16 protein-coding genes and 1 pseudogene are annotated in these 23,496 nt (G+C 53.6%); 9 read left to right on the forward strand and 8 right to left on the reverse strand.

Annotated features, from left to right (window positions below; translation table 11 throughout):
- Positions 1-413: 413 nt before the first annotated feature.
- On the forward strand, positions 414-2,300 hold the full coding sequence (locus AC2FNE_RS19515) for an adenylate/guanylate cyclase domain-containing protein (RefSeq protein WP_496806086.1): 1,887 nt from the start codon (positions 414-416) through the stop codon (positions 2,298-2,300).
- A 201-nt stretch (positions 2,301-2,501) separates the two neighbouring features.
- Here AC2FNE_RS19515 and AC2FNE_RS19520 read toward each other — a convergent pair.
- The 5 genes and pseudogenes from AC2FNE_RS19520 to groL form a co-directional block, all read right to left on the reverse strand.
- Positions 2,502-2,708, reverse strand: a pseudogene (locus AC2FNE_RS19520) (IS6 family transposase); the annotation flags it as partial.
- Positions 2,709-3,009: 301 nt separating this feature from the next.
- Positions 3,010-3,993, reverse strand: a complete 984-nt coding sequence (locus AC2FNE_RS19525) for an ATP-grasp domain-containing protein (protein WP_496806087.1) — start codon at positions 3,991-3,993, stop codon at positions 3,010-3,012.
- A complete protein-coding gene (locus AC2FNE_RS19530; RefSeq protein WP_170608752.1) occupies positions 3,990-5,861 on the reverse strand; it encodes a peptidase MATCAP family protein in 1,872 nt (623 codons plus the stop codon). The genes AC2FNE_RS19525 and AC2FNE_RS19530 overlap by 4 nt, the downstream gene beginning before the upstream one ends.
- Positions 5,858-6,679, reverse strand: a complete 822-nt coding sequence (locus AC2FNE_RS19535; protein ID WP_174823297.1) for an N-formylglutamate amidohydrolase — start codon at positions 6,677-6,679, stop codon at positions 5,858-5,860. Before AC2FNE_RS19535 ends, AC2FNE_RS19530 begins: the two co-directional genes overlap by 4 nt.
- A gap of 537 nt (positions 6,680-7,216) precedes the next feature.
- The gene (gene groL, locus AC2FNE_RS19540) at positions 7,217-8,839 is read right to left on the reverse strand and encodes a chaperonin GroEL (RefSeq protein WP_170608751.1); all 1,623 of its coding nucleotides are present in this window, start codon (positions 8,837-8,839) and stop codon (positions 7,217-7,219) included.
- Positions 8,840-9,184: 345 nt separating this feature from the next.
- On the opposite strand from groL, the gene AC2FNE_RS19545 reads away from it, so the two are divergent.
- The 6 genes from AC2FNE_RS19545 to AC2FNE_RS19570 all read left to right on the forward strand — a co-directional run bounded on the left by AC2FNE_RS19545 (position 9,185) and on the right by AC2FNE_RS19570 (position 16,277).
- Entirely contained in the window at positions 9,185-9,955 is a 771-nt protein-coding gene (locus tag AC2FNE_RS19545; RefSeq protein WP_496806088.1) for a sulfite exporter TauE/SafE family protein, read from the forward strand.
- Positions 9,956-10,330: 375 nt separating this feature from the next.
- Entirely contained in the window at positions 10,331-12,037 is a 1,707-nt protein-coding gene (locus tag AC2FNE_RS19550) for an AMP-binding protein (protein WP_496806089.1), read from the forward strand.
- Between the two features lie 3 nt (positions 12,038-12,040).
- A complete protein-coding gene (gene pdhA / locus AC2FNE_RS19555; protein WP_170608748.1) occupies positions 12,041-13,105 on the forward strand; it encodes a pyruvate dehydrogenase (acetyl-transferring) E1 component subunit alpha in 1,065 nt (354 codons plus the stop codon).
- Positions 13,098-14,078: an alpha-ketoacid dehydrogenase subunit beta gene (locus AC2FNE_RS19560; protein ID WP_170608747.1), complete on the forward strand. Its 981-nt coding sequence runs from the start codon at positions 13,098-13,100 to the stop codon at positions 14,076-14,078. The genes pdhA and AC2FNE_RS19560 overlap by 8 nt, the downstream gene beginning before the upstream one ends.
- On the forward strand, positions 14,075-15,160 hold the full coding sequence (locus AC2FNE_RS19565; RefSeq protein WP_496806090.1) for a dihydrolipoamide acetyltransferase family protein: 1,086 nt from the start codon (positions 14,075-14,077) through the stop codon (positions 15,158-15,160). The genes AC2FNE_RS19560 and AC2FNE_RS19565 overlap by 4 nt, the downstream gene beginning before the upstream one ends.
- Positions 15,161-15,164: 4 nt before the next feature.
- The gene (locus tag AC2FNE_RS19570) at positions 15,165-16,277 is read left to right on the forward strand and encodes a Glu/Leu/Phe/Val family dehydrogenase (protein ID WP_496806091.1); all 1,113 of its coding nucleotides are present in this window, start codon (positions 15,165-15,167) and stop codon (positions 16,275-16,277) included.
- Here the strand turns inward: AC2FNE_RS19570 and AC2FNE_RS19575 are convergent.
- Entirely contained in the window at positions 16,274-18,934 is a 2,661-nt protein-coding gene (locus tag AC2FNE_RS19575; RefSeq protein ID WP_170608744.1) for a cation-translocating P-type ATPase, read from the reverse strand. The genes AC2FNE_RS19570 and AC2FNE_RS19575 overlap by 4 nt on opposite strands.
- 543 nt (positions 18,935-19,477) lie before the next feature.
- On the opposite strand from AC2FNE_RS19575, the gene AC2FNE_RS19580 reads away from it, so the two are divergent.
- On the forward strand, positions 19,478-21,268 hold the full coding sequence (locus AC2FNE_RS19580) for a PHA/PHB synthase family protein (RefSeq protein ID WP_496806092.1): 1,791 nt from the start codon (positions 19,478-19,480) through the stop codon (positions 21,266-21,268).
- 202 nt (positions 21,269-21,470) lie between these two features.
- Entirely contained in the window at positions 21,471-22,664 is a 1,194-nt protein-coding gene (locus AC2FNE_RS19585; RefSeq protein WP_496806093.1) for a pyridoxal phosphate-dependent aminotransferase, read from the forward strand.
- Between the two features lie 274 nt (positions 22,665-22,938).
- On the opposite strand, the gene AC2FNE_RS19590 is transcribed toward AC2FNE_RS19585, so the two are convergent.
- Both AC2FNE_RS19590 and AC2FNE_RS19595 read right to left on the reverse strand, forming a co-directional pair.
- Complete coding sequence (locus tag AC2FNE_RS19590) at positions 22,939-23,085, reverse strand: host attachment protein (protein ID WP_496806100.1); 147 nt, start codon at positions 23,083-23,085, stop codon at positions 22,939-22,941.
- Positions 23,086-23,137: 52 nt separating this feature from the next.
- Positions 23,138-23,407, reverse strand: a complete 270-nt coding sequence (locus AC2FNE_RS19595; protein WP_496806094.1) for a hypothetical protein — start codon at positions 23,405-23,407, stop codon at positions 23,138-23,140.
- Positions 23,408-23,496 lie beyond the last annotated feature (89 nt).

Consider the following 23,496-nt stretch of genomic DNA (forward strand, 5'->3'; position numbering starts at 1 on the left):
GTCGCGCTGATCCTCGGGGGACTGGCGCTTGCCTTGGCATGACGTTTTGAGCCCTCCGACAACGGAAGCGTACCGTGCAATCTAGTTGAGCAGGATGACGGCTTCGGGCTCAATGCCGCCGTTCGCTGCAGCTTGCATGAACGTCTGCTCTCGGTAGATCCAGCCGTTGGCCGATCTTCTTTCCAGCGACCGTAATGCGGACCAAGCCGACATTCGAAAAAGGTTTTCGCATAGCGTTTTTCAACGATCCGCCAACAGGACCAAACTGTCATGTCACCCATTTTGGCAAAGTAGCGGCTGCAGCGGGGTTAGCTCCAGAAATGGGTTTGAACTGAAAATTCGCCTGAAGCAGGCTTGCAGGTTATCATAAATAAGACAATTAGCTCGATTCCGACTCTTGCCTGGGAGGTTGAATGCAGGACGAACGTCGAGAACGCCGCCTTGCCGCAATCCTTGCCGCAGACGTGGTCGGTTACACGCGCCTCATGGAAAACGACGAGGCCGATACCTATGAACGGCTTAAAGACCTGCGAAATTCGCTTCTTGATCTAATCGTCAGCAAGCATAGAGGTAGCATTTTCAAGATAATGGGTGACGGTTTTCTGATCGAATTCGACAGTGTCGTTGATGCCGTTGATTGCGCCATCGCTCTTCAAAATGGGTTGCGCGACTACAATAAGGATTACGACGAAAGTAGTCAGATCATTCTGCGCATCGGCGTGAATTTGGGCGATGTGATTGTGGAAGGCGATGATCGATACGGCGAAGGCGTGAACCTAGCGTCGCGATTGCAAGGAGAAGCCGAACCGGGCGGTGTGTTGATTTCGCAAACGGCCTATCAGCAGTTGGCCTCAAACCAAAAAGGGATGTTCGAAGACAGAGGCAAGCGCACACTCAAAAACATTACCATCTCAGTTCCGGTCTATGGCTGGACGGACAATCAAATTCCCGTCCCCAAGAAACTCCAGCGCAATTTGCACGTGGCGCTTGCGGCGACCGCTTTCGTGATCGTGGTCGCTGTCGGTTTCGCCAGCACGTGGCTGCGCCCAACCGAAACAGAGGCTTTGCCGCCTCTGCCATCGGGTCCGAAAATCGCGATTGTTCCGCTCGAAAGTCTCAGCGAAGACGCAGAAAGTATTCAGTTGGCTACGGGCCTTTCGGAGTCGATTTCAAACGATATGTCCAAGTTCACCGACTTGTTCGTATTGTCTCTGAACGCGACGCGGCCATATCAAGGCACCGATTTTGAGCCCCGGCAGCTTTTCGAAGAACTTGGTGCTGATTATTTGCTGCAGGGCAACCTGTGGCGCACCGACAATAAGTTGAGGGTCACCACGCAGCTGATCGATGCGCAAGACGCGCGGCTGGTATGGTCCGAGACATACGACGGCGACCTGACCGCGGGCAACATTTTCGATGTTCTGGACGAAATCACAGCTGGTGTTGTGGCGACAGTCGGTACCCGCTCGGGCGTAGTCAGATTACAGGAAGCTGGACGTGTTCGTTCCACACGGACTGAAAACCTGACCGCATACGAATGCGTCGCGCTATACGATTACCATGGGATCAACGTATCGCGCTCAGACCGATCGAGGGTGCGCGCGTGCCTCGAACAGGCCGTTGAACTGGACCCGGACTACGCCACCGCCTGGTCGCATCTGGCGGGCATATTGATTGAAACCTATAAAAACGAAGCTTTTTCTGAAACAGAAGCACAAGCGCTTCTAGATCGCGCGGATGCTGCGGCAAAGCGTGCGACCGAACTCGATAACGCCAACGCAGAAGCTTATTACCGGCGAGCCGTGATTAGCCAGTTGCGCGGAGAGGGATACGCAGCCTTCAAGGAGCTAGCCGATAAGGCGCTGGCATTGAATCCAAATGACGCTGATGTCATCGGCGATCTTGGAAATTTTTCCTACTACTCAGGCGATCTTGAACGCGGCAAAGAACTGGTGGGGCGGATGATGGAGATCAACCCGCGTTATCCCTCATGGGCGCATTTCGTTTTTTTCCTTGATCATTTTCGAAATGACCGGTTCCCCGAGGCGTTGGCGGAGGTCGTGAAAATCACGTTGCCCAATCACTGTTTCATCCAGTGGTCGAAAGCCGCAGCCTATGGAAAGGTGGGCGACACAGCGAATGGAAAGGCAACGCTTGACCACATCGCGAAAATCGAACCGCCATGCCCCGACGATCCGAGACTTCCGTTCCGCAAACGCGGGCTTCCTGAGGACCTGATCGCTTCGGCCATGGACGGCCTTGTGAAAGCAGGCATGGAAATCCCAACCGATACTCAGTAGCTAATTGAGGATGAAAAATTGGTTAGTTTGGAAGGTCTCAACCGACTACGGCTTTGGGCTCAAGGCGGTCATCTGAGTCTTTCTGTCAGATGACTGCTTAGGGGCGGATAGCAGTCATAGCTAGGTCGCTTTTCAAGTCACACAATGAGGTTTGCCGATGTCACAGAACTTCCATTTCGAGAATGCACGAAGTTGCTGGACCCGTTTGCGTCTAATCTCAGAAGCAAACATTGGGCCGAACCTGTTCCACCAGTATCGGACGGTTTCATGGCTGACATCGATCCCGCGCTCGTGCAGCAGATCTTCGACATTCCGCAGCGAAAGTGGAAATCGGACATAAAGCATCACGGCCAGGCGGATGATCTCGGGACTGGTTTTGAAGTACTTGAAAGAGGCAGGTTTGGTCATGGGCAAAAGCTACGCAACCGCCCTGCCCTGCTCAAGCCAAGTTCTTCTGACAAGACCGTTCGAACCGGAAAATCCAACCTACCGGTCGCATTCCATAACTTGAATTCTGGACATTAATTACGCCAGGATCAATGCCAGCACGCCTGTCCTGTCTAATCCCTATTGCCTGCCTTGCTCACCAGAGCATAAATTGGCGAACTGCGGTAAAGCGGGACGACAAAAACCGGTAGGCGTGCAACTAAAAGAGAAGTCAGACTCTCCTTTATCGTTCAAACAAAGGGTAACAGAACTAAGTTTATTTCTAGCATCTTGCTTCTAACGCATCAATTACAGTCTGAGCGAAGTTTGTTTTGTGAAGCCGGTTTGCGGACCACATACCTCCGGGGCTGAAAACGTTGATCTCCAGTAGCTTGTCTTCCACGATGTCGAGGCCAACGAGAAACATTCCGTCGTCAACGAGCCGCGGCGCAACCTTATCTACCAGTTTTTTCATGGAAGGCGTGATTGAAGCGGCTTCAACTGTTGCTCCGACTGATATGTTACTACGCACATCGCCCTGTGCTCGCAGGCGTCGTATTGCCGCTGCTTTTCCGTCGCGTTCGAGTATCTGACCGTTCATAACGAAAAGGCGGACATCACCTTTTACTGCCGCTGGCAAGTATTCTTGGGCGAGGATGTGTCCTTCCTCCAGAAGTATCTCAAAGATTTGGTTGATGTTTTCCGGACGATCAAGGCGGAGGTAAAAGACATTGTGCCCGCCCGATCCGTGTAACGGCTTCACCATTATCTGTTCGCCACAATTGGTCGCAAAATCCAGTAAATCGGCCTTAGATCTGGTTACAATGGATTTTGGTCGAACATCTGCTGGGAAGAAATGTAAATACATTTTGTTGATCGCGTGAGCCAAGCCGTCTGGATCGTTGACCACAGTCACACCGCTTTGCTTGGCCAAACGACCGAAGTTGATCCCAGCAAGGCGCGCCCACGGCCTTGAAACCACGTCTTCCGCCGGATCATTCCTTAGGAAAAGAGTGTCCAGATTACTGATGTCTATCGAGTTAGAAGCTGCATCGCGAGCCTCTTTTTCAGCAATCAAATCCACGGAAGCGGCTGAAGCGACCTGAACCGCACGGGCTGTTACCTTAGCATCGATATTGCAAGAGAGCGATGCTACATCCATCCTGTATACTTCGTGGCCGCGGTTTGCCGCTGTCATCGCAAGTAGCGTCGTCGTATACCGCTCCTTTTCAGTCTCTAGTCGGTTTACTAGAAATCCCAGTTTCATAATTCCGTGCTCCGCGCCATTTCGAGCAACCCACCGCCGCGTTTCAGCCCCTCGACTATCGGAGTCAGCCGTTCTGGTTCGAATACCGCCGGCTTAAAACGCGGAGCCCGTAGCAACCCACGCCAACTCATCTCTTCCAAAATGTCGAGATGATCGTAAGACACTTTTCCAACCAATAGAGGTTCTATGTTCCCAGTGCTTAGAACGTGTTCCACAACAGACTGCAGCCCCCGAAGGTACACCATGTCCTTCGTGAACCCTCCTCCACGAACTACTCGCATTGTCATTGTGAACGCGGCACGCCGTCCAAAAGAGTACTCTCTATTAAGGGTACGAAAAATATCAATAAATCCCGCCCCCGCGACAAGATTCGCCACTGCAACGACACGCCCAGCTATCTGGCGCCAACGAGGGCGTGTTAGGCCGCCTGTGCAATGTTCCGCAAACACGGCGAGACCTTCCTGAAGTTCCTCATAACCAGCCATTCCCTGACGGAGTTGTCCAAAAGGTTGTTCAGCCCCATTGCGGTGTGTCAAAACATGCACGCCGATTTCGTGATCCAGTGTCGCACGCAATCGTCGACGCGGAACCTTTGCGTCGCTTCCGACCAGAAAGCGACCGCGACTGACCATTAGACCGGGGACATCCTCGCGGGTTTCAACCAGTTTAGGATCCAATCCATAACCGAGCAAGTCTTCACGCGCCGCAGCGGCGAATGCCTCTGCATTAAGCGAGTCACTCGCGTGATCATCCTTTGTGTGCGGTGGCACGTGTTCCAGAATGTCTTTGGCCAGAGCGACAAGCCGGTCATCCGGGGCGCCAAAAATCTGACGGCTGACGAGAACAAATCGCTCTGTTTCGCGCTCTTCAAGAAGTGTCGCAAACCGGTCAAGTTCTGTGCGCTTGGTTGCAAAAAATCTATGCAGAGTAGGATCTTCGACTTGTTCAAGTGGGATTTGGTAGATGTTACGCTTGAAACGTCCTGGATCAATTGGCAGGGGACGGTAGTGGAAGTCGGGCTCGCGATCATAGTGGTCCGCTGCGAACCGTCTCCAGGCAGAAGGCGCATTCACCGGGGTTGACAGAAGAAGCGGATCAAATGCTTCGCCAAATCGATAAAGCTCTCGGTCAATAGCTAAAATAGCTTCGCCAACACGAGTCCGTCCCAAAGCGTGATAATGTGGCGGAAGATGGACACGCTCAGAGTGGCAAAAAGAGTAAAGTGCCTTCTTCAGCACTCTTCCGAACAGGGTTTGAAATTCCCGATGCAATACAGGCAGGATTTCTCCTGTAATTTGGTCGAGGTAAATGGGGCTTAATCCCAAACAAATTGGGACAATGTTAGCCTCGATTGCAGCCGATCCTGTCAGCAGCGGGCGTAGCGTCTCGGGATGAGGAACACGCATATAAGCGACCTTAATCTCCGGCTCCTTTGCTCCAGGCCAGTTTTCAGCAAGTATCGCGCGCTCCAGTTCATTCAGGAAGCTGTCGCCGGCGCTGGTTTCAGGAACGTGGCACTCAAATAGCAACGATTGTTCTTTCGAAAAGCCGGAGCCCGCCGCTTCAAGTGAATAAACTTCTAGCAAAAGAACCGAATGGAACTCCTTCGCTAACTCAGCGAGCATTTGTTTTACAACATCAGAAAACTCAGCGCTGTAAGGGGTGGCCATCGGCGCTATTGCAAATGAGGCTTGACCTAAAAGCAGTTCTGCAGTGGCATGATCCTCGCGGTTCTTCGGCCCGCGATGGAGACAGAGAAATGGATGGCGTTCCTCTATCGCAAGCCGTCCACCTACAATCTCCATGTCGAATGGAACCGTTGGAATTGGCGAGACTGACGTGAAATCTAACGCCGATTTTCCTGTCATAATGACGTCCATTCCTGCAAGAGCCCGGCCGAAGCGTAGCGAAAAAGACGGTACAACTCGCTAATTGCCTCACGGTCGGCAAAGCCAGTCCATTCATTCATGAAAAATTTCTTGACCTCGACAGAAAGCACGCAGCCTGTCTCAGGGAACCGCTGATGAACGAACTCCGGAAACCATCCGCCCTTGAATTTAACATTCTCACGCACGTCCAATTTCCGCCCGAGAAACGGGACGGAGTCGATATCACTCATGAAACGATCGATCAAGGGCGCCCAAAGATCGCGGTCTTTCATTGTCCCTGTCCCAACGTTTATTTCCGGGTTCGTCAGGTTCTCTGCCGGGCTAACGTCTGGACCATCTCTTCGGTGATTGTAGGTATGCAGGTCAAGAATAACAAAAGTTCCATGCTGTTGCTCTACCTGCTCTAAATCGCGAGCTAGCGCGTCATAGAAAGCATCGTATTCGGCCAACGAACGTTCGACAGTTCTCTTGCCAAGTGGTTCCCGCCAGACATGGAGCCCCCAAGCCTGCTCGGGCGTTTGGTATACGGCTAAGTCACGCGGACGATTGAGATCCACTTCAAAACGGGAGCGGTCGACGAGAAGGCGTGTTGGACAGGCGGTTGCCCAGTAGTCGGCATAAGGATCCTCCTCGCGAAATCGTTCCGCTTCACTAATAGCTAACAAGGGAACTAATTCGGCGCGAAGGTCATGGCCGGAGTGGATTGCAGCGGCAAGGATTGGTCCTTTCGCCTGATCGATGTGCCATCGCGGCCGAACATCAAAGCTCGCATTCTCTTCTCGAAAACCCGTTTCCAAGATATCACCACTCCCAACTCGGAGATTACGGCTTGGCTTAAGTCTGATTGCCGAATACCGTAACTAAACGTTTATTCAGGCCACGAAAATTTCCCTCGCCACTGCCCATCTCGGCTTTAAATAGGTGAATAAACCGATCTACAGTTCTGCGCATTGACTTCAATCAAACAGTAAATTTACGCCAATGAATGGTTCCCAATCCGTTTGTTTACAGGAAAAATGATGTTCTCCGGGAGTTGGCAACCGGATATTTTAATGCCTTTTATCCGCCTTTCGAAACGAAGAAAGCAACCAAACGTAAAATAATACTGAAAAGTGAATTATTTCGGGTCTCGACTGAACGCAGTTGAAAGCCGAGAGCCTATTCACTGATTAAGGTTTCGAAAGTTTACGCGCCGCCATTAGCCACGTTCTTATGACAAGACCTCAACACTCACCTCGAGGTACTTATGTGGGCCGGGATTGTTCAACTTCGGAAGCTACCAAAGACCTTTGCCCACCTCAACCAAACTGCTCCCGACAATGCGCATCCACCGGTCACAGACCTTGCGGCATCTGTTGTTCCAACTTGTCTTTCTCCTCCTCAACCTCCGTCATTGTAGCTTCTGTAAGCAGCAGGGTTCCTGCCACCGAGACTGCGTTCTCAAGAGCAGTTCTTACAACTTTTGTAGGATCCACAATGCCCGCATTTAAAAGATCGACATATTCGTTCTTGGCCGCATCGAACCCTAGGGCCCCTTTGCTTTCCAGCATGCGCGCGACAACGACGCCACCATCGACTGCAGAGTTGTCCGCTATTTGCCGAGTAGGCGCACTGAGAGCACGGCAAAGGATCAGTAGACCAGTGCGCTCGTCTCCTTCGGCTTTTTCAGCCAGCTCCATTATGGGTTGCGTGCAGCGAAGGAGTGCTAGGCCACCCCCTGGAACAATCCCCTCCTCCATTGCTGCCTTGGTTGCACTGATTGCATCGTCCAGAGCCTCTTTTCGGCTTTTCACTTCTGCCTCAGATGGTGCACCAACGCGAATTACTGCAACACCGCCGGCCAGCTTAGCCAACCTCTCTTCCAGTTTCTCTCGATCGTAGTCACTTGTCGTTGCATCTATTGCCGCTCGAATCTGATTGATCCGCTCAGAGATATGATCTTTGTCTCCTTCCCCGCCAATTATTGTGGTCGTATCACCGGTACAGATCACGCGGTTCGCACGGCCGAGTTGCTCGATCGAGAGACTTTCCAGCGTTGTGCCGACCTCTTCGGATATCAACTGTCCACCGGTAAGCACCGCGATGTCCTCAATCATCGCCCGTCGCCGATCACCAAACCCAGGGGCTTTTACTGCAACAACCCTCAAGCCGCCTCGCAACTTGTTGACGACCAGAGTTGCCAGTGCTTCTTCGGTCACATCCTCGGCGATGATCAACAGTGGTGAGTTCTGCTGAACAACTGATTCAAGAAAAGGAATCAATGGTCGCAGACTTGATAGTTTCTTATCATGAAGGAATACGAGAACGTTTTCCAAGTCGCAGGTTAAATCCTCGGTTTCTGTAACGAAATACGGAGAAATATAGCCACGATCGAATTGCATGCCTTCGACCACTTCAAGCACCGTATCAATTGTGCGAGAGTCTTCTACCGTAATCGCGCCTTCGTCCCCTACTTTTTCAATGGCGTCCGCAACGAGTTCTCCAATGTATACGTCATTATGAGCTGAAATCGTTGCAACCTGAACTTTTTCGACGCGCGACTTAACCGGCTGAGACAAACCTCGAAGCACGTCGACCGCAGCTTTCTTTCCCCTGTCCAAACCACGTCGAATTTCGATTGCGCTCGCTCCGGCGACTACATTTCGGATACCTTCCGCAAATATCGCCTCGGCGAGAAGCGTCGCGGTGCTGGTACCATCCCCTACCAAGTCTCCTGTCTTTTCTGCTGCTTGCCGCAGCATCTGCGCCCCTAGATCTTCCTCCGGGTCCTTCAACTTGATTTCCTTAGCGATGGTTACACCGTCGTTGCAAACGATAGGAGTTCCCCATTTACGCTGAATAAGGACAGATTTGGACTTAGGTCCCAAGGTTACACGCACTGCGTCAGCAAGTGCCTTTGTCCCAGAAAGAAGCTTTTCCCGTGCCTTCGAGTGAAACAAAATCTGCTTGTAAGCCATTTTTCTGACGCCAGATTAGAGTGATTGGTACTGACAAACATTTTTGACAAAGGCGATGGCATTTCTTTGATACAGGTCAAAAGAAACCACGAAGAACCCCGGAGCAAATTAAATTAGGAAAGCTTCTTTTATACAAAGATCAGTTGGGAAATACTTTGGATTCCTTTTCGAAACGCAACTTATTCGAAAAGGGTTCCGAACACCTCTTTGCGCGTTTTCAGAAATGCTGTTGAGTTTGGATTTACCTCAACACCGTTCGACAATTCCGTGATACTGGTTGAAAAACTTCTGGTGCGAACCTCGCTAACATACATCTAATTCAGCATAGGAAGCGCTTGTCTTCTAATGGAAAATTTGCTCGACTTTCCTAGCGGTCAAGCGCTTTGGTACGCGGTAATCCTCTTAATGGCGTCTTATATTCGCGGGTTTTCTGGGTTCGGCTTTACTGCAATATTTTTCGCCGGACTTACTTTCATTTTGCCTGTGATCGAAATCGTACCGCTGTCTATCGCCCTGGAACTAACTGCGTCCTCGGCGCAGATGAGCGGTATTCTAAAGCATATCAAATGGCGCGAACTTGGCATCCTGCTTGCAACAGGCATAACTTGCACACCTATAGGAGTTTACCTGCTTGGACACATTGACGACCAAACTCTGAGGTTGACAGCTTTGGTATTCGTCTTCGCGTCCAGCCTCTATTTGGTCTTTTGGCGTGCACGCTTGCGCCGGTTTTCTCCCAGCATGTATGCGCTAGTCGGATCTGCAATTGGTGTCATCAACGGCGCGACGGCTCTTAGCGGCCTTGTTCTGGCTCTGTTTTTCAGCTTTTCAAACGAGCGAGCGGCCGAGATGCGTGCGACGATGATATTCTACTTATTTGCCGCTGATGTATGGGCTTTTTTTCTTTTGATTGAGGCTGGTTACTACGACAGCGTATCCATCATACGCGCCGGAGCCTCTCTACCGTTACTCGCGATTGGCCTCTGGTTGGGAACTAGACATTTCGCTGCTGTAGGAGCTGAATCCTACAGAACGATAGTACTATGGCTCTTGCTGTTGCTAAGCACGGCAGGTCTGGTTGGCGTATTCACGACTTTGCCGAACTTGGGTCAATGACCAGCGGCCAGTTGTCTTCCCGGCGGCACCGCTGCGTGTCCTTTCCAAGAAGATTGACAAACAGTTTACTGCCGAGGCGTTTTCGTCAGCCATGAGATAAGCCTAGTTTAATTCATCGATAACAATGATACGCTGATGAAAGTACACGACCCGAAATTCTCTCTCACATGCAGAGAGTTCAACTTTTAGAGTTCCGACTACCCTGCAAAGCCTCATCGAAATTTCGGGCGACAACTCTTTGCGGACGGAGCTGGCATCACGCATTTGATTTCCATCAATCCCGGATCGCGAATCTGGCGCTATGTTATTTCAAAGCAACTCCGGTACCAGAAGAACCGGAGTCGCCAGTCTTTCAGACAGAGTGGGAGGCTCTGAATGCAAGAGGCTTACCAGTACATCCAGTCGTCGAAGAGCTACGAGCACGGCGTTTCCACTATACCTCTGACCGGTGTGACAGTTGGAAAATTATTGACGAAGACTGCAACAAGATTTCCTGACGCAGAGGCCTTGGTGGTTCCCTATCAGGATATCCGTTGGACATATCAAGAGCTGGAGCACCATGCCGAAAACATTGCTGCCGGGTTGATTGGCCTCGGTCTAAAGCCCGGACAACGGATTGGGGTTTGGGCACCTAACATGGCGGAATGGGTGGTGCTGCAATTCGCCACTGCCAAGGCCGGTTTGATCCTAGTCAATATAAACCCCGCTTATCGGCTGTCCGAGTTAGAATTCGCGATGAGGCAAGTTGAGGTAACGGCACTGGTGTTCGTACCTTCTTACAAGACCAGCGATTACGTCGAGATGCTGAACGAACTGATGCCGGAACTGGCCGAAGCCACGCCCGGACGGTTAAAAGCGGCCAAGATCCCGAGCCTGCGTTGGGTGGTTACCTTAGGCCAAGACCGGTTGCCCGGCTGTATACGCTATTCCGAAATCATTGCCCGAGCCACCCGAGAAACCCGGTCGCAATTAACGGCGCTGATGCCAACGCTACAGTTCGACGATCCTATCAACATTCAGTTCACATCGGGCACCACCGGCCGCCCCAAGGCCGCGACACTGACCCACCATAACATAGTTAACAACGCTTTTTTCACTGGGCTGCAAATGCGTTTGACTGAACGCGACAGGATGTGCATCCCCGTGCCCATGTATCATTGCTTCGGCATGGTGCTTGGAACGCTTTGCTGCGTTGCGCACGCTGCCACCATGGTTTTTGCATCGGCCGGTTTTGATGCTGCGGCGACAATGGACGTAACCGAGTCAGAACGTTGCACAGTGTTGCACGGAGTACCCACTATGTTCATCGCTTCACTCGACAGTACGGGCTTTAAAGGTCGCGATCTGACGCATCTCCGCACTGGTATCATAGCAGGTGCGCCCTGCCCGGCCGAACTGATGAAGCGGATCATGTCTGAAATGCATATGACCGAAATAACCATCGCATACGGTATGACCGAGACCGGTCCTGTCAGCACCCAGACGGCAATTGACGATCCAGTCTTCCGCCGGGTCGAAACCGTTGGCCGAGTGCTTCCACATACGGAAATCAAGATCGTCGACGCAGAAGGCCTGATCGTATCACGCGGGGTGCCGGGCGAACTTTTGACTCGTGGCTACTGCGTGATGCTCAAATACTGGAACGATCCCGAAAAGACAGCGAAGGCGATCAACGATGCCCGCTGGATCGCCAGTGGCGACATCGCGGTCGTTGATGACGAAGGGTTCTTCCAGATTGTGGGTCGTAGCAAGGACATGCTGATCCGTGGAGGCGAAAACATCTTTCCGCGAGAAATCGAGGATTTCCTTTATACACACCCAGGCATCGAGCAGGCCGAAGTGATAGGCGCCCCGGACGAGAAATACGGCGAAGAGGTTTGCGCCTGGATCAAGTTACGTAAAGGCTACCTCGCAAACGACGAGGACATCCGCGAATTCTGCAAAGGCAAAATCGCTCATTTTAAGATCCCCCGTTACATCAAGTTCGTCGATAGCTTCCCAATGACGATTACCGGTAAGGTGCAGAAATATGTGATGCGCGAACAGATGGCGCGGGAACTTTCTGCTGCGAAAAAGGAATAGCCCATGGTCGATCGCGTACAAATCAAGGTTCCTGAACCGCTGCGGTTTGTCGCGCCCGGAGGGGAAGTCATTGGCGTCCTGCCCGATTTTGCCCAAGACCACAACACATTGGTGAGTATGTATCGAGCGATGGTACTGACCCGAGCCTTCGACACTAAGGCGATCGCGCTGCAACGTACTGGGCGGTTGGGCACCTATGGCTCCAGCTTGGGGCAAGAGGCGGTTGGTATTGGCAGCGCACTAGCGATGCGGGCTGAGGACGTTTTCCTGCCTTCTTTCCGAGAGCACGGCGCGCAGATGCTGCGTGGCGTGCCCCTGGAGGGACTGTTTCTGTTCTGGGGTGGTGACGAACGTGGCAATGCCTTTGCCGAGGCGGTGCAAGATTTTCCGGTTTGTATCCCAGTCGCTTCACAATTCCCCCATGCCGCAGGAGTGGCATTGGCAATGGCGCAGCGTGGCGAGCCGCGGGTGGCGGTGGCAGTGGCTGGCGACGGCGCTACGTCAAAGGGAGATTTTTACGAAGCGCTGAACCTTGTTGGAGTGTGGCGCTTGCCGGCGGTGTTCGTGATCAATAACAACCAATGGGCAATTTCCGTCAGACGCACCGATCAGAGCGCGGCTCAGACACTGGCACAAAAGGCAGTAGCGGCGGGTGTGCCTGGGACAATCGTTGATGGCAACGATGTGATTGCTGTCCGCGCAGCCGTCGCCGAAGCGGTAGATAACGCGCGGGTCGGGAAAGGCGGCTGCCTGATCGAATGCCAGACCTATCGGTTAGGCGATCACACTACCGCGGACGACGCCAGCCGTTATCGCGATGACGAAGAGGTCAGCCCGCATTGGCAAGAAGAACCTATTGCCAGGCTGCGAAAGCTTCTCGTCGCGGATCATGGCTGGAGCAGACAGGAAGAAAAGGCGCTCTTGCAGGACTCCGATACTCGCGTCAATGCCGCGGCCGAAGCCTATCTGGCCATTGAACCAGAACCCGCTCGGGCAATGTTCGATCACCTCTACGCTGAGTTGCCCGTCGATCTGGCTTTTCAAGCCGAGGACGTCACCAATGGCTGAACTTACTATGATCGAGGCCATACGGCTAGCACTTGGTCGGGCGTTGCAAGACAACCCCGAGGTGATCATCTTTGGAGAGGATGTAGGCATCGATGGCGGTGTTTTTCGCGCCACCGACGGGCTGATCCAGCGCCACGGCGCGGCTCGGGTGCGCGACACGCCCCTATCCGAAACTGTGATCGCTGGCGTGGCAGTGGGTGCAGCGGCGCAGGGGCTGCGGCCAGTGGCCGAAATCCAGTTTATGGGCTTCATCTATTCCGCCATCGACCAGTTGGTCAATCATGCCGCAAGACTGCGTAATCGCACTAGAGGGCGACTGAGTTGCCCGATGGTGTTGCGTGCGCCTTATGGCGGCGGCATTAAGGCTCCCGAGCACCATTCCGAAAGCATGGAGGCAATGCTGGCGCATATCCCCGGGCTGCGGGTGGTAATTCCTAGTTCACCCGCTCGAGCCTATGGCCTGTTACTGGCAGCGATCCAAGACCCTGACCCAGTCGTGTTTTTAGAGCCGAAGCGGCTCTACCGCGCGTTTTCGGAGCCAGTCGAGGATGACGGAGAGGCGTTGCCGCTCGACAACGCCTTTAGTTTGCGCGCGGGCGGTGATCTGACCCTGATCACATGGGGTGCCTGTTGCACAGATGTAATAGAAGCCGCCAAGCAGCTCTCTAGTGAGGGTGTCGAGGCCGAGGTGATCGACTTGGCGACCCTGAAACCTTATGACCGCGCCGCGGTGCACGCTTCTGTAGAAAAGACCGGACGCTGTGTGATCGTTCATGAAGCACCGATGATTGGCGGGTTTGGTGCCGAGGTAGCCGCCGATTTGGCGGAACATCGCCTGACCAGCCTTCTGGCGCCGGTTCGACGGGTTACTGGGTATGACACCATAACTCCGTATTCTCGGCTCGAAGATCATTTCTTTCCCGACGTCGCCCGCATCTTGACCGCCGCCCGGGAAACTATGGAGTTTGCATGAGCATATTTTACTTACCCGATCTTGGAGAGGGTCTGAAAGAGGCGGAAGTTGTCGCTTGGCATGTGGCTGCAGGCGATCATGTGATTGCCGACCAGCCATTAGTATCAGTCGAGACCGACAAGGCGGTGATCGAAGTGCCCTCGCCCCTTAGCGGCACCGTGTCCCGGCTCATGGCGAAAACCGGCGATGTCGTGCCAGTCGGGGGAGCTTTGGTAATGTTCAACAGCGAACTGGCTACAGACAAGGGTGCTATCGTGGGTGAGATCGATGCTGCGGCACCAAAACCCAAACCTACACCGAAAGAACCCAGTGCGGACACAGCGACTCCGGTCAAAGCCAGCCCGGCGGTGCGCAAGTTAGCAGCCGAGCACAAGGTTGATCTGGCGATGGTGACAGGCACCGGTCCCGGCGGTGCGATCCAGTCTGCCGATGTATTAACCGCCATCGATGGCTTGGGCGAAGCGCTGCACGGGCCGCGCCGAGTCATGGCCCGGAAGATGGAGCGCTCTGGCACAAGCGTAGTGCCCGCGACCGTTATGGATCATGCCGACATATCCGCTTGGGCAAAGGAAGCCAATGCGACGCAGCAGCTAATTTGCGCCATTACCGCTGCATGCGCCGCGGAACCCGCGCTGAACGCCTGGTTCGACGGTAAACGTCGACAATTGCACGCGCATGTGGACTTGGCCATAGCTATGGACACGCCCGATGGTTTATTCGCCCCGGTGCTGCGCAGTGTCGAAACCCCTCGTGATCTGGCGCCCGAATTAGCAGCGCTCAAAGCCTCGGTCCACGACCGGACCATCGCTCCAAATGCGATGACCGATGCCACAATAACACTTTCGAATTTCGGTATGATCGGTGGTGAACATGCGGTGCTGGTGGTCGTCCCGCCCCAAGTTGCTATCCTCGGCGCCGGTCGCATCGGTACTCGCATCATCATGAAGGACGGTAGGCCACAGGAACAGCGGCTGCTGCCCCTGTCGCTCAGCTTCGACCACCGCGCCGTCACAGGTGGCGAGGCGGCGCGCTTTCTTGCAACGGTGCGAGCCCGATTGGAAACGCCCTCGGAAAAGGGATGATGCAGTGAGCGAGATATTCGCATTGTGCGACGATTTAGGTCCACAAAAGATCATTCACCTGCATAATTTTCAAGCAGGTTTGCAGGCAATCGTGGTTGTCGACAACATTGCTGCTGGACCCTCGATCGGCGGGGTTCGCATGGCACCTGACGTAACCCTAGCGGAATGTGCCGGACTGGCCCGAGCGATGACGCTGAAGAACGCCGCCGCTGGTTTGCAACATGGCGGTGGAAAGGCGGTGATTTCTGCAGACCCGGCCATGCCGGCTGCAGCAAAACAAGCGCTGATGCGCGCTTTTTCCCAGGCAATCATGCAGATTGAAGACTACATCCCCGGCCCTGACATGGGCACCAACGAAACCTGCATGGGTTGGGTTGCCGACGAGATTGGCCGCGCTGTCGGCTTGCCACGGGTTCTGGGTGGTATTCCGTTGGATGAAATCGGCGCCACCGGTTTTGGACTCGCTGCAGCCGCCGAAGTGGCTTTGGATTATTGCGACCTCGACCTTGAAGGTGCGCGGGTGGCGGTTCAGGGCTTTGGCGCGGTCGGCCAAAACGCGGCGCGGTTCCTAACCGAAAAAGGCGCAAACTTGGTCGCTGTCTCTGACAGTCATGGCAGCCTGGTGGACGCAGGCGGCTTGCCGCTGGCCGAATTAAGGGAATTGAAAAGCGCGGGAGAAAGCGTGACTGCGCTTACCGGCGGTAAAGTATTGCCTGATCCCACAGCGGTTATCGGAGTCGATTGTGATATTTTGATTCCTGCCGCGCGCCCCGGTGCCATCCATGCAAGGAATGTCGACAGCATCAAAGCCCGGTTGATTCTGGAAGGCGCAAACATCCCAGCAAGTGCCGAGATCGAAGTTCAGCTTCATAACCGACGAGTGCTCGTAGTACCGGACTTCATCGCCAATGCCGGCGGGGTAATTTGCGCCTCGATTGAGTATCACGGCGGGTCCGAAGCGCAAGCCATGCAAACTATAGCAGGGAAGATCCGACACAACACTCGCGTGGTACTGGAGGTGATGCGCGAAAATCGAGTTCCGCCGCGACAGGCGGCCTTAGATATTGCGCACTCAAGGGTGCGCGACGCGATGGCAATGCGCCGCAACTTTGTCTAGATGCCTAGAGCGCGGGTCAGTTTAAGCCACAGCGAGCCTCCGATCAGCGGGAACAAACTCGTCCCCGCCGCTAAGACAAATTCTTCGAACGATAGCGAGGAAAGTTGCAGTACCCCTGCCACCGAAGGCAATTGAAATGCAGCCGTAAGCAGAGCCAGGCACAAGAGCAGTGCAGAAAAGACCCAAGGGTTTTTCGAAACCGAATTGATCAGCAGTCCTTCTCCGCGTTCCCGCATATTGAAAACGTGCCAAAGTTGCCCCAACGCCAGTGTTAGAAAGGCCACTGTCACCGCTTCGTGCACCGGAAGCGCAAGATGGATCAGCGCCAACCAATACGCGCCCAGAGTGGCAACCGTGATCAGAAGGCCAAATACCGCGATATCGATCCATTGCGGACGGCCGACGATCGGATCCTGTGGGTCGCGCGGCGGCCGTTTCATTACGTTGCGATCACCCTCTCCCAGACCCAAGGCAAATGCGGGGAACACATCGGTGACGATATTGAGAAACAGAATTTGCAACGGCACCAACGGCGCGGGAAGACCAGCGGCTATAGCAAGCCCGACTATCAGGATTTCGCTGAAATTGCATGACATTAGATAGACCACGAAGCGGCGAATGTTCCCAAATATCACGCGACCCTGCCACATCGCTGCGACGATCGAGGCGAATGCATCATCCTTAAGCACAACATCGGCTGCATCGCGCGCCACTTGAGTTCCACGTTGACCCATGGCGATGCCGATATCGGATTTCTTAAGTGCAGGAGCGTCGTTAACACCGTCGCCGGTCATAGCCACCACGTGGCCCTGATTCTGGTAATATTCGACCAGCCGCAGCTTGGTTTCGGGCGCCACCCTCGCGAATACGTTCGTCTCAGCCAGTTGACGGCACAACACCTTGCCGACCTTGCCTTTTTTCAGTTCTTGCAGCGACTGCTCGGACATTGCGACAATGCGGCCATCCACACCCAGCCCGGCCTGAGCCGCGATCTCGGTTGCAGTGGCTATATGGTCGCCGGTCATCATCACCACTCGCACGCCGGCGCTCAGGCATTCCGCGATCGCCGCCGGTACATCCGGTCGCAGAGGGTCCAGCAATTTAACGAGACCGACAAACGTCGGTTGCTCAAGTAGCGGCTCCTCTACGCTGTCGCTATACTTGTACGCAAGGCCGATCAGGCGATAGCCGGCCCCAGCCGCCGCCTCGATCCGGTCCAGCCATTGCTGCCGCTGGGCCTCGGTCAGAGGCTGAGGGCCGGTCGCGGTCAGCACCGCGATCGAGCTTTCCAATACAGCCTCGGGAGCCCCCTTGACCGCGACGAAATAGCGACCTTCAGCGCTGTGCTGAGTCGCCATCATCTTGAAGGCTGGGTCGTATGGATGCTTTCCAACCTCGGGCCGGTCGTCGGGGTCGAGATCGGGGCGTACCCCCAATAGCGCCGCTACGTCCAACAGCGCCAGTTCCAGCGGATCCCCAATGCCGTCCTGACCGCTGTGGGTTAGTTCCGCAGTGTTGCAGAGCGCCCCTATTTCCAGCGCCATGCGCAAGTCCGGTGCATCGGCCACGTTTCGTACTAAATTCTCGGTAGTCAGATCGCGATCTTCTAATAGAAAGCCCGCTACCGTCATCTGGTTTTCGGTTAGGGTGCCGGTCTTGTCTGTCAGGATCATTGTAGTTGCGCCTAAGGTCTCGACCGCTGACAGACGTTCTATTAACGTGTTGCGCCGGGCCATCCGCAGCATGCCGCGCGCCAGCGCTAGAGTAGCAACAACGGGCAAGCCCTCAGGCACTGCCGCTACAGCGAGCGCTATCGCGGTCTCAGTCATCGCGACCATCCCGAGGCCGCGCATGAACCCAATCAGCCCGATCAACCCTGATAAGACGATAGTAATCAGCACTAATGCCTGACCCAGCTTGTCGAGACGTTTCTCTAGCGGGTTCGCCGCTGCTTCCGCGGTTTGGGCCAGGGTAGCAATCCGACCTATTTCCGTCTCGGCACCGACCAAGGCGACGACGCCGATACCGGCGCCACGCGTCACCGCTGTACCTTTGAAGGCGATATTTGTTCGATCTGCGACCAGAGTATCAGGGACCAGCCGCTGCGACGTTTTCGTAACGGGAGCCGACTCCCCAGTCAAAGCGCTTTCGTTGCATTGTAAATTCTCAACCTTGATCAACCGCAAGTCGGCAGGCACCACATCTCCAGCTTCGAGGATCACCACGTCGCCCGGGGTGACCTTGGCTACCTGCAGCAACACCGATTCTCCGTCCCGCCGCACTCGGGTGGTGAACGCGGTCAGTTGAAACAGTGCCTCCATCGACCGCAGCGCTTTCCAGCTGGTGAAAAAGCCTATAGCGGTGTTGATAGCCAAAACGCAGAAGATCGCAATCGCTTCAGGGTAGTCGGAAACCATCATTGACAGCACCGCGGCCGCAGTCAGAAGCCAAACAATCACGCTGCGGAACTGATCAAGTAGAAGCGTCAGCACTGTAGTACGTTTCGCTCGTTCCAGTTGGTTTTCGCCATAGATCTTCTGTCGGCGCGCCGCCTCTTCCGCACTCAGCCCGCGCTCCAGATCAACTTCCAGCAAAGCAAGTGCGCCCGCGCTGTCCTGGGCGTGAACCTGTCCCCTTGTCCGGGGGTCTAAATTCATCGGCGGCTCCTTGCTGCAAACTACCGTTTGGCTCACTGGAATCGGGGCCGATCCGGCCAAAGGTGGATTCAACGCACCTTTGCTAAACGCTGAAAGACCGGCTCTATCAGGTTCCCACCGCTGGGACTTCCACGCAACCTGAAAACGTGCTGCTACCTCAGCATGAGTCTAGTTCTTCACACAATGCCCTTTTGCGGACGGAAGCAAAGTCCGCCGAGCGGTCATTTTAAAGAAACAGATCTAGTTGCTGCAGCTAGCCCAAAGTGGTTGTATGTTTGGAGGGAGCGATTGCGCTCGATGCGAACGACTTTTTTTCTGCCCAAGACAGTTAGGCATCAGACCTTCGCATGCCGCTCAGCGGCGAACAAAGCCCCGCGTAAAAATCGGATACTACCAGCATTCATTTGCGAAAATTGGTTTGCTAGGCTGGAAAAATCATGTTGACAGCTTGGCCACTAATGACATGGGTCAACGTCGCGACCTGTATCTTTCTCTAAAGCTTGGTCAACTCTCAGGACCTGGGAATAGGAAAGGGTGCAGACAATGGCCAAAAAGATTAAGTATCAAAAAGGCAACCGCCATGCATCTAAAATCTCTGACGGAACTGAATTCCGTGAGGTGACGAGTGACCACCCACATCAATTGCTGGATCGCACGTTACGCACCGGTCTTGCGCAATCTACAGGAGGCGTTTCACCCTATTCGATCTTCTCAGCGTGGAATGATTGGGCTTTGCACCTCAGCCGGTCACCGGGTAGGCAACTCGAATTGATGGAACGCGCGCATAAAGACGCAGTGAAGCTGTTGGTTGAAGCATCTGCGAAACCATCCCAGCCCTTGTTTGCATCGCAACCACAAGATCACCGTTTCGATCACCCCGCTTGGGAACACCAGCCCTTCCAGTTTTGGAAGCAGAGTTTTCTGGCGATGCAGGACTGGTGGGATGCTGCTACGGAACCAATGCCGGGCTTGGGCAAGCGAGACGTAGATCGGATACGTTTCCAAGTGCGTCAGATGTTAGACTTGGTGTCGCCGTCAAACTTTCCTTTTTCGAACCCTGAAATCATTGAAGAAACGGTTCGGAAGCTAGGCATGAACCTAGTAGAGGGTGCTCAGCACTGCGCCGAGGATTGGATCCAAACGATGACTCAAGCCCACAAGCCCGCGCCTGAAGGCTTTGAAATCGGAAAAGACCTGGCTTGCACGCAAGGAAAAGTCGTTTTTCAAAATGATCTGTTCGAACTGATACAATACACTCCGCAAACTGAGAAAGTGCACCCTGAACCGCTCCTTTTTGTGCCCGCCTGGATCATGAAATACTACATTCTCGATCTTTCGCCGCAAAATTCGATGGTCAAGTATTTGGTGGATCAAGGGTTTACAGTATTCATGATCTCGTGGTGCAATCCAACAGCGGACCAAGCCCAGTTGTGCCTTGAAGACTATCGCAAAAAAGGCTTCATGGCCGCTTTGGATGTTATCAACGGGATCGTTCCGGGACAAAAAGTGCACGCAAACGGCTATTGTCTCGGCGGCACGTTATTGGCTCTCGCGGCGTGCCTGATGGCACGCGACGGTGATGACCGACTAGCCTCACTCACCTTGATGGCAGCACAGATAGACTTCGCGGAGGCTGGAGAACTATTGCTCTTCGTGGATGAAAGTATGGTCTCTTTCATCGAAGATTTGATGTGGACGCAAGGGTATCTTGACCGACCTCAGATGACCCGAACTTTTGCGACCATACGCGCCAAAGACCTGATCTACTCGCGCGCGGTCAAACGCTACTTTCTTGGGCAAAAGGATCTACAATCAGACATTCTGGTTTGGAATGGCGACACCACTCGCATGCCGGCGCGTATGCACTCGGAGTACCTGCGGGGCCTGTTTCTTGAAAATCGGCTCACCGCGGGTCGATTTGCCGTCGAAGGCAGAGTCATTGCTCTTAAAGACATCTCAGTTCCAATGTTTGTCGTTGGCACGGAAGCTGACCACATTGCGCCATGGCGGTCTGTCTACAAAACACGTTTGTTCACCGATTGTGATTTGACCTTCGTTCTCACCAATGCAGGACATAACGGCGGGATTTTAAGTGAGCCGGGACACTCGGGAAGGCATTATCGCGTGGGACGCCGAAAGCGAGGCGGTCTCTATGTCGACCCAGATAGTTGGCTTGAAAGCCACCATCCAGTTAACGGATCATGGTGGCCAGAGTTGGTAAAATGGTTGCGGAAAAGATCAACTGACGCCATGCTGCCCTCAAATCTGTTTCATAAAACTCGGCCTCGGCGCCCCTATGCCGATGCTCCAGGCGAATACGTTTTTCAATGCTAATCCGGCAAGCATGCCTTTGTCCTTTGCGTTTGCTGAGCGGACGTCCGGTCATTCAAAAGGTACTCATAGACGAGCCCGAAACAGTCTTAGACATGCCAGAGAACCAGCTTTTTCGAAGAATCCGCAGAACCCGAAAACTAACACTTGAGTTTACTGGTGTATTCAAGACAGAGAATCTTTCTATGATCTAAAGAGAGCGTCCATGAGTGCGCAAAGAAAACAGTTTGAACTTATCTCGAGCAGATCACGCCGCCTAGCGATGTCGGCGATCAAGGAAATGTCTATTCTGAGCGCCAAAGTTTCTGGAGCAGCATCGCTTGCTTGGGGATTGCCTTCTTTTCGCACACCTTCCTACATTCGCGAGAGCGTAGCGCGGGAACTGGAACGTGATCCCACGATGGGCATGTACACTTTGCCTGCCGGTTTACCGGAACTTCGCGCGGCCGTTGCACATGAGCATGAACGTCGAACAGGAATACGAGTCGATCCAGAACGAAATGTGACGATCACCTCAGGCAATATGGAAGCGTTGAACAGCCTTCTACACGTTCTGGTCGAAGCCGGAGACGAAGTGATCGTGACGGACCCAGGTTTTGTATCTCATATAAGTCAGATCGAGTTTTGCGGCGGAACGCCTGTGTTCTGGTCTATGCATGAGGATAAAGGCTGGGAACTGGACGTCGATGCGCTCGAAAAACTGATTGGGCCCCAAACCAAAGCCATAGTACTGGTCTCCCCTTCTAACCCAACGGGTCGGATCATTAAGGAACACACTTTGCGCCGCACTGCAAAGATTGCTGCCCGGCACGGTGTATTGATTATTCTCGACGACCCTTACAGCCTATTCACTTACGAAAACAAAACGACATTCTTTAACCTGGCCTCGGCGCGAGAACATGTTGAAAACCTAGTATACCTCTTCACTTTTTCAAAAGCCTACGCGATGAGTGGGTGGAGAGTAGGCTACATGATCGCTCCCGAAGTGATTTGCGGTGAGGTAGCCAAGGTGCATGACCTTACAATGATTTGTACGCCACGGATTTCTCAGGTTGGCGCTTTGGCGGCCTTGTCTTCGGAGCCAACCCACTTGCAAGACTTTGAGACGCGGCTGGATCGCAGGCGGGAACTGATCTGTGATCGGCTGGATGCTGTGTCCCATATTTTCGATTACGCGCGGCCCGAAGGGGCGTACTACGTTTTCCCTCGCCTTCGCGGGTCGCAAGTGGAAGATGTAATGTTTTCACATGAACTGCTACGCGACGCGAAGGTCACCGTAACGCCGGGCAGCGCATTTGGCCCTTCTGGCTCAGGTCACGTTCGGATGGCATACTGTGTAGCTGAGGATGTGATAAACCTCGCGTTTGACCGTATCGAGAAACACTATGGCTATTCTTGAAAAACTTGATCGAGTTGTTTTTCTGAATGATGGAAGATGTTCTGGTTTATGGCTCTGCCATTGTGGAGTGTTCAACTCAGACTGCCTTACATGCGTTTGAGCGCAAACTACGCAAAAGGTCTATCATTTTCTGTTTTGTTGGATCGTACTATTCTACTCCGCTCCGGAATACGTAACCCCAAGAGCGTTGCAGAACGATTTATTCTGGTACGATCGTCACAATAAACGATTTCTTAAAGGGAATTTACCAGCGCGCGAGCAAATTTAAACTTTGTCACAGGCTGTTAAGCAAGCCCTTCTGAATTTCCGACAATGGCATTTCGGCAAGTTCTTTCGCCACTTCATCGCGGATGAGTTGTCGAAGATCATGATCCATGTTCTGACGCAGAATTCCAAGAAAATTTGTTGGTGCAGCGATTATTAGCCCCCTATTGGATTTTTACGGTGTCGTTCACCCAGAGCCGAAACGACACTTACTGCGAATGCTTCTGCACGCTTCGCTTCGACGTCGGTTGCTTCCATGGCGCTGCGAGAACTACCAGAGACTGCCGCGGCGCCACCATCAAACCTTCGGCCGGGTCGATCAGGGTTGCCAACCTCGCCCGCATGTTTGGGTCGCTCGATGCTTTTTCGGTTTGCAATACCGGTTGCGCGACCGCCCCAGTGTTTTTGAGAAGCGGCGCTTTCTTTGAATCGCAAACCAGAACAACGACGTCTTCAGGTACTCGCAAGATTTTCGACACGGGCAAACCTCCATCATCTTGGGCCTTACAGCCTCGTCAGACGAAGCATTGTTAAACAATGCGCAAGACGATGCATTGATCTACGTCAG

The organism is Ruegeria sp. YKSD179 (assembly GCF_059612885.1).

Bases quoted from the DNA above. Each gene is read 5' to 3' on its own strand.
- AC2FNE_RS19515 (WP_496806086.1), top strand. From the start codon at position 414: ATGCAGGACGAACGTCGAGAACGCCGCCTTGCCGCAATCCTTGCCGCA.
- AC2FNE_RS19525 (WP_496806087.1), bottom strand. From the start codon at position 3,993: ATGAAACTGGGATTTCTAGTAAACCGACTAGAGACTGAAAAGGAGCGG.
- AC2FNE_RS19530 (WP_170608752.1), bottom strand. From the start codon at position 5,861: ATGACAGGAAAATCGGCGTTAGATTTCACGTCAGTCTCGCCAATTCCA.
- groL (WP_170608751.1), bottom strand. From the start codon at position 8,839: ATGGCTTACAAGCAGATTTTGTTTCACTCGAAGGCACGGGAAAAGCTT.
- AC2FNE_RS19545 (WP_496806088.1), top strand. From the start codon at position 9,185: ATGGAAAATTTGCTCGACTTTCCTAGCGGTCAAGCGCTTTGGTACGCG.
- AC2FNE_RS19550 (WP_496806089.1), top strand. From the start codon at position 10,331: ATGCAAGAGGCTTACCAGTACATCCAGTCGTCGAAGAGCTACGAGCAC.
- pdhA (WP_170608748.1), top strand. From the start codon at position 12,041: ATGGTCGATCGCGTACAAATCAAGGTTCCTGAACCGCTGCGGTTTGTC.
- AC2FNE_RS19560 (WP_170608747.1), top strand. From the start codon at position 13,098: ATGGCTGAACTTACTATGATCGAGGCCATACGGCTAGCACTTGGTCGG.
- AC2FNE_RS19565 (WP_496806090.1), top strand. From the start codon at position 14,075: ATGAGCATATTTTACTTACCCGATCTTGGAGAGGGTCTGAAAGAGGCG.
- AC2FNE_RS19575 (WP_170608744.1), bottom strand. From the start codon at position 18,934: ATGAATTTAGACCCCCGGACAAGGGGACAGGTTCACGCCCAGGACAGC.
- AC2FNE_RS19580 (WP_496806092.1), top strand. From the start codon at position 19,478: ATGGCCAAAAAGATTAAGTATCAAAAAGGCAACCGCCATGCATCTAAA.
- AC2FNE_RS19585 (WP_496806093.1), top strand. From the start codon at position 21,471: ATGAGTGCGCAAAGAAAACAGTTTGAACTTATCTCGAGCAGATCACGC.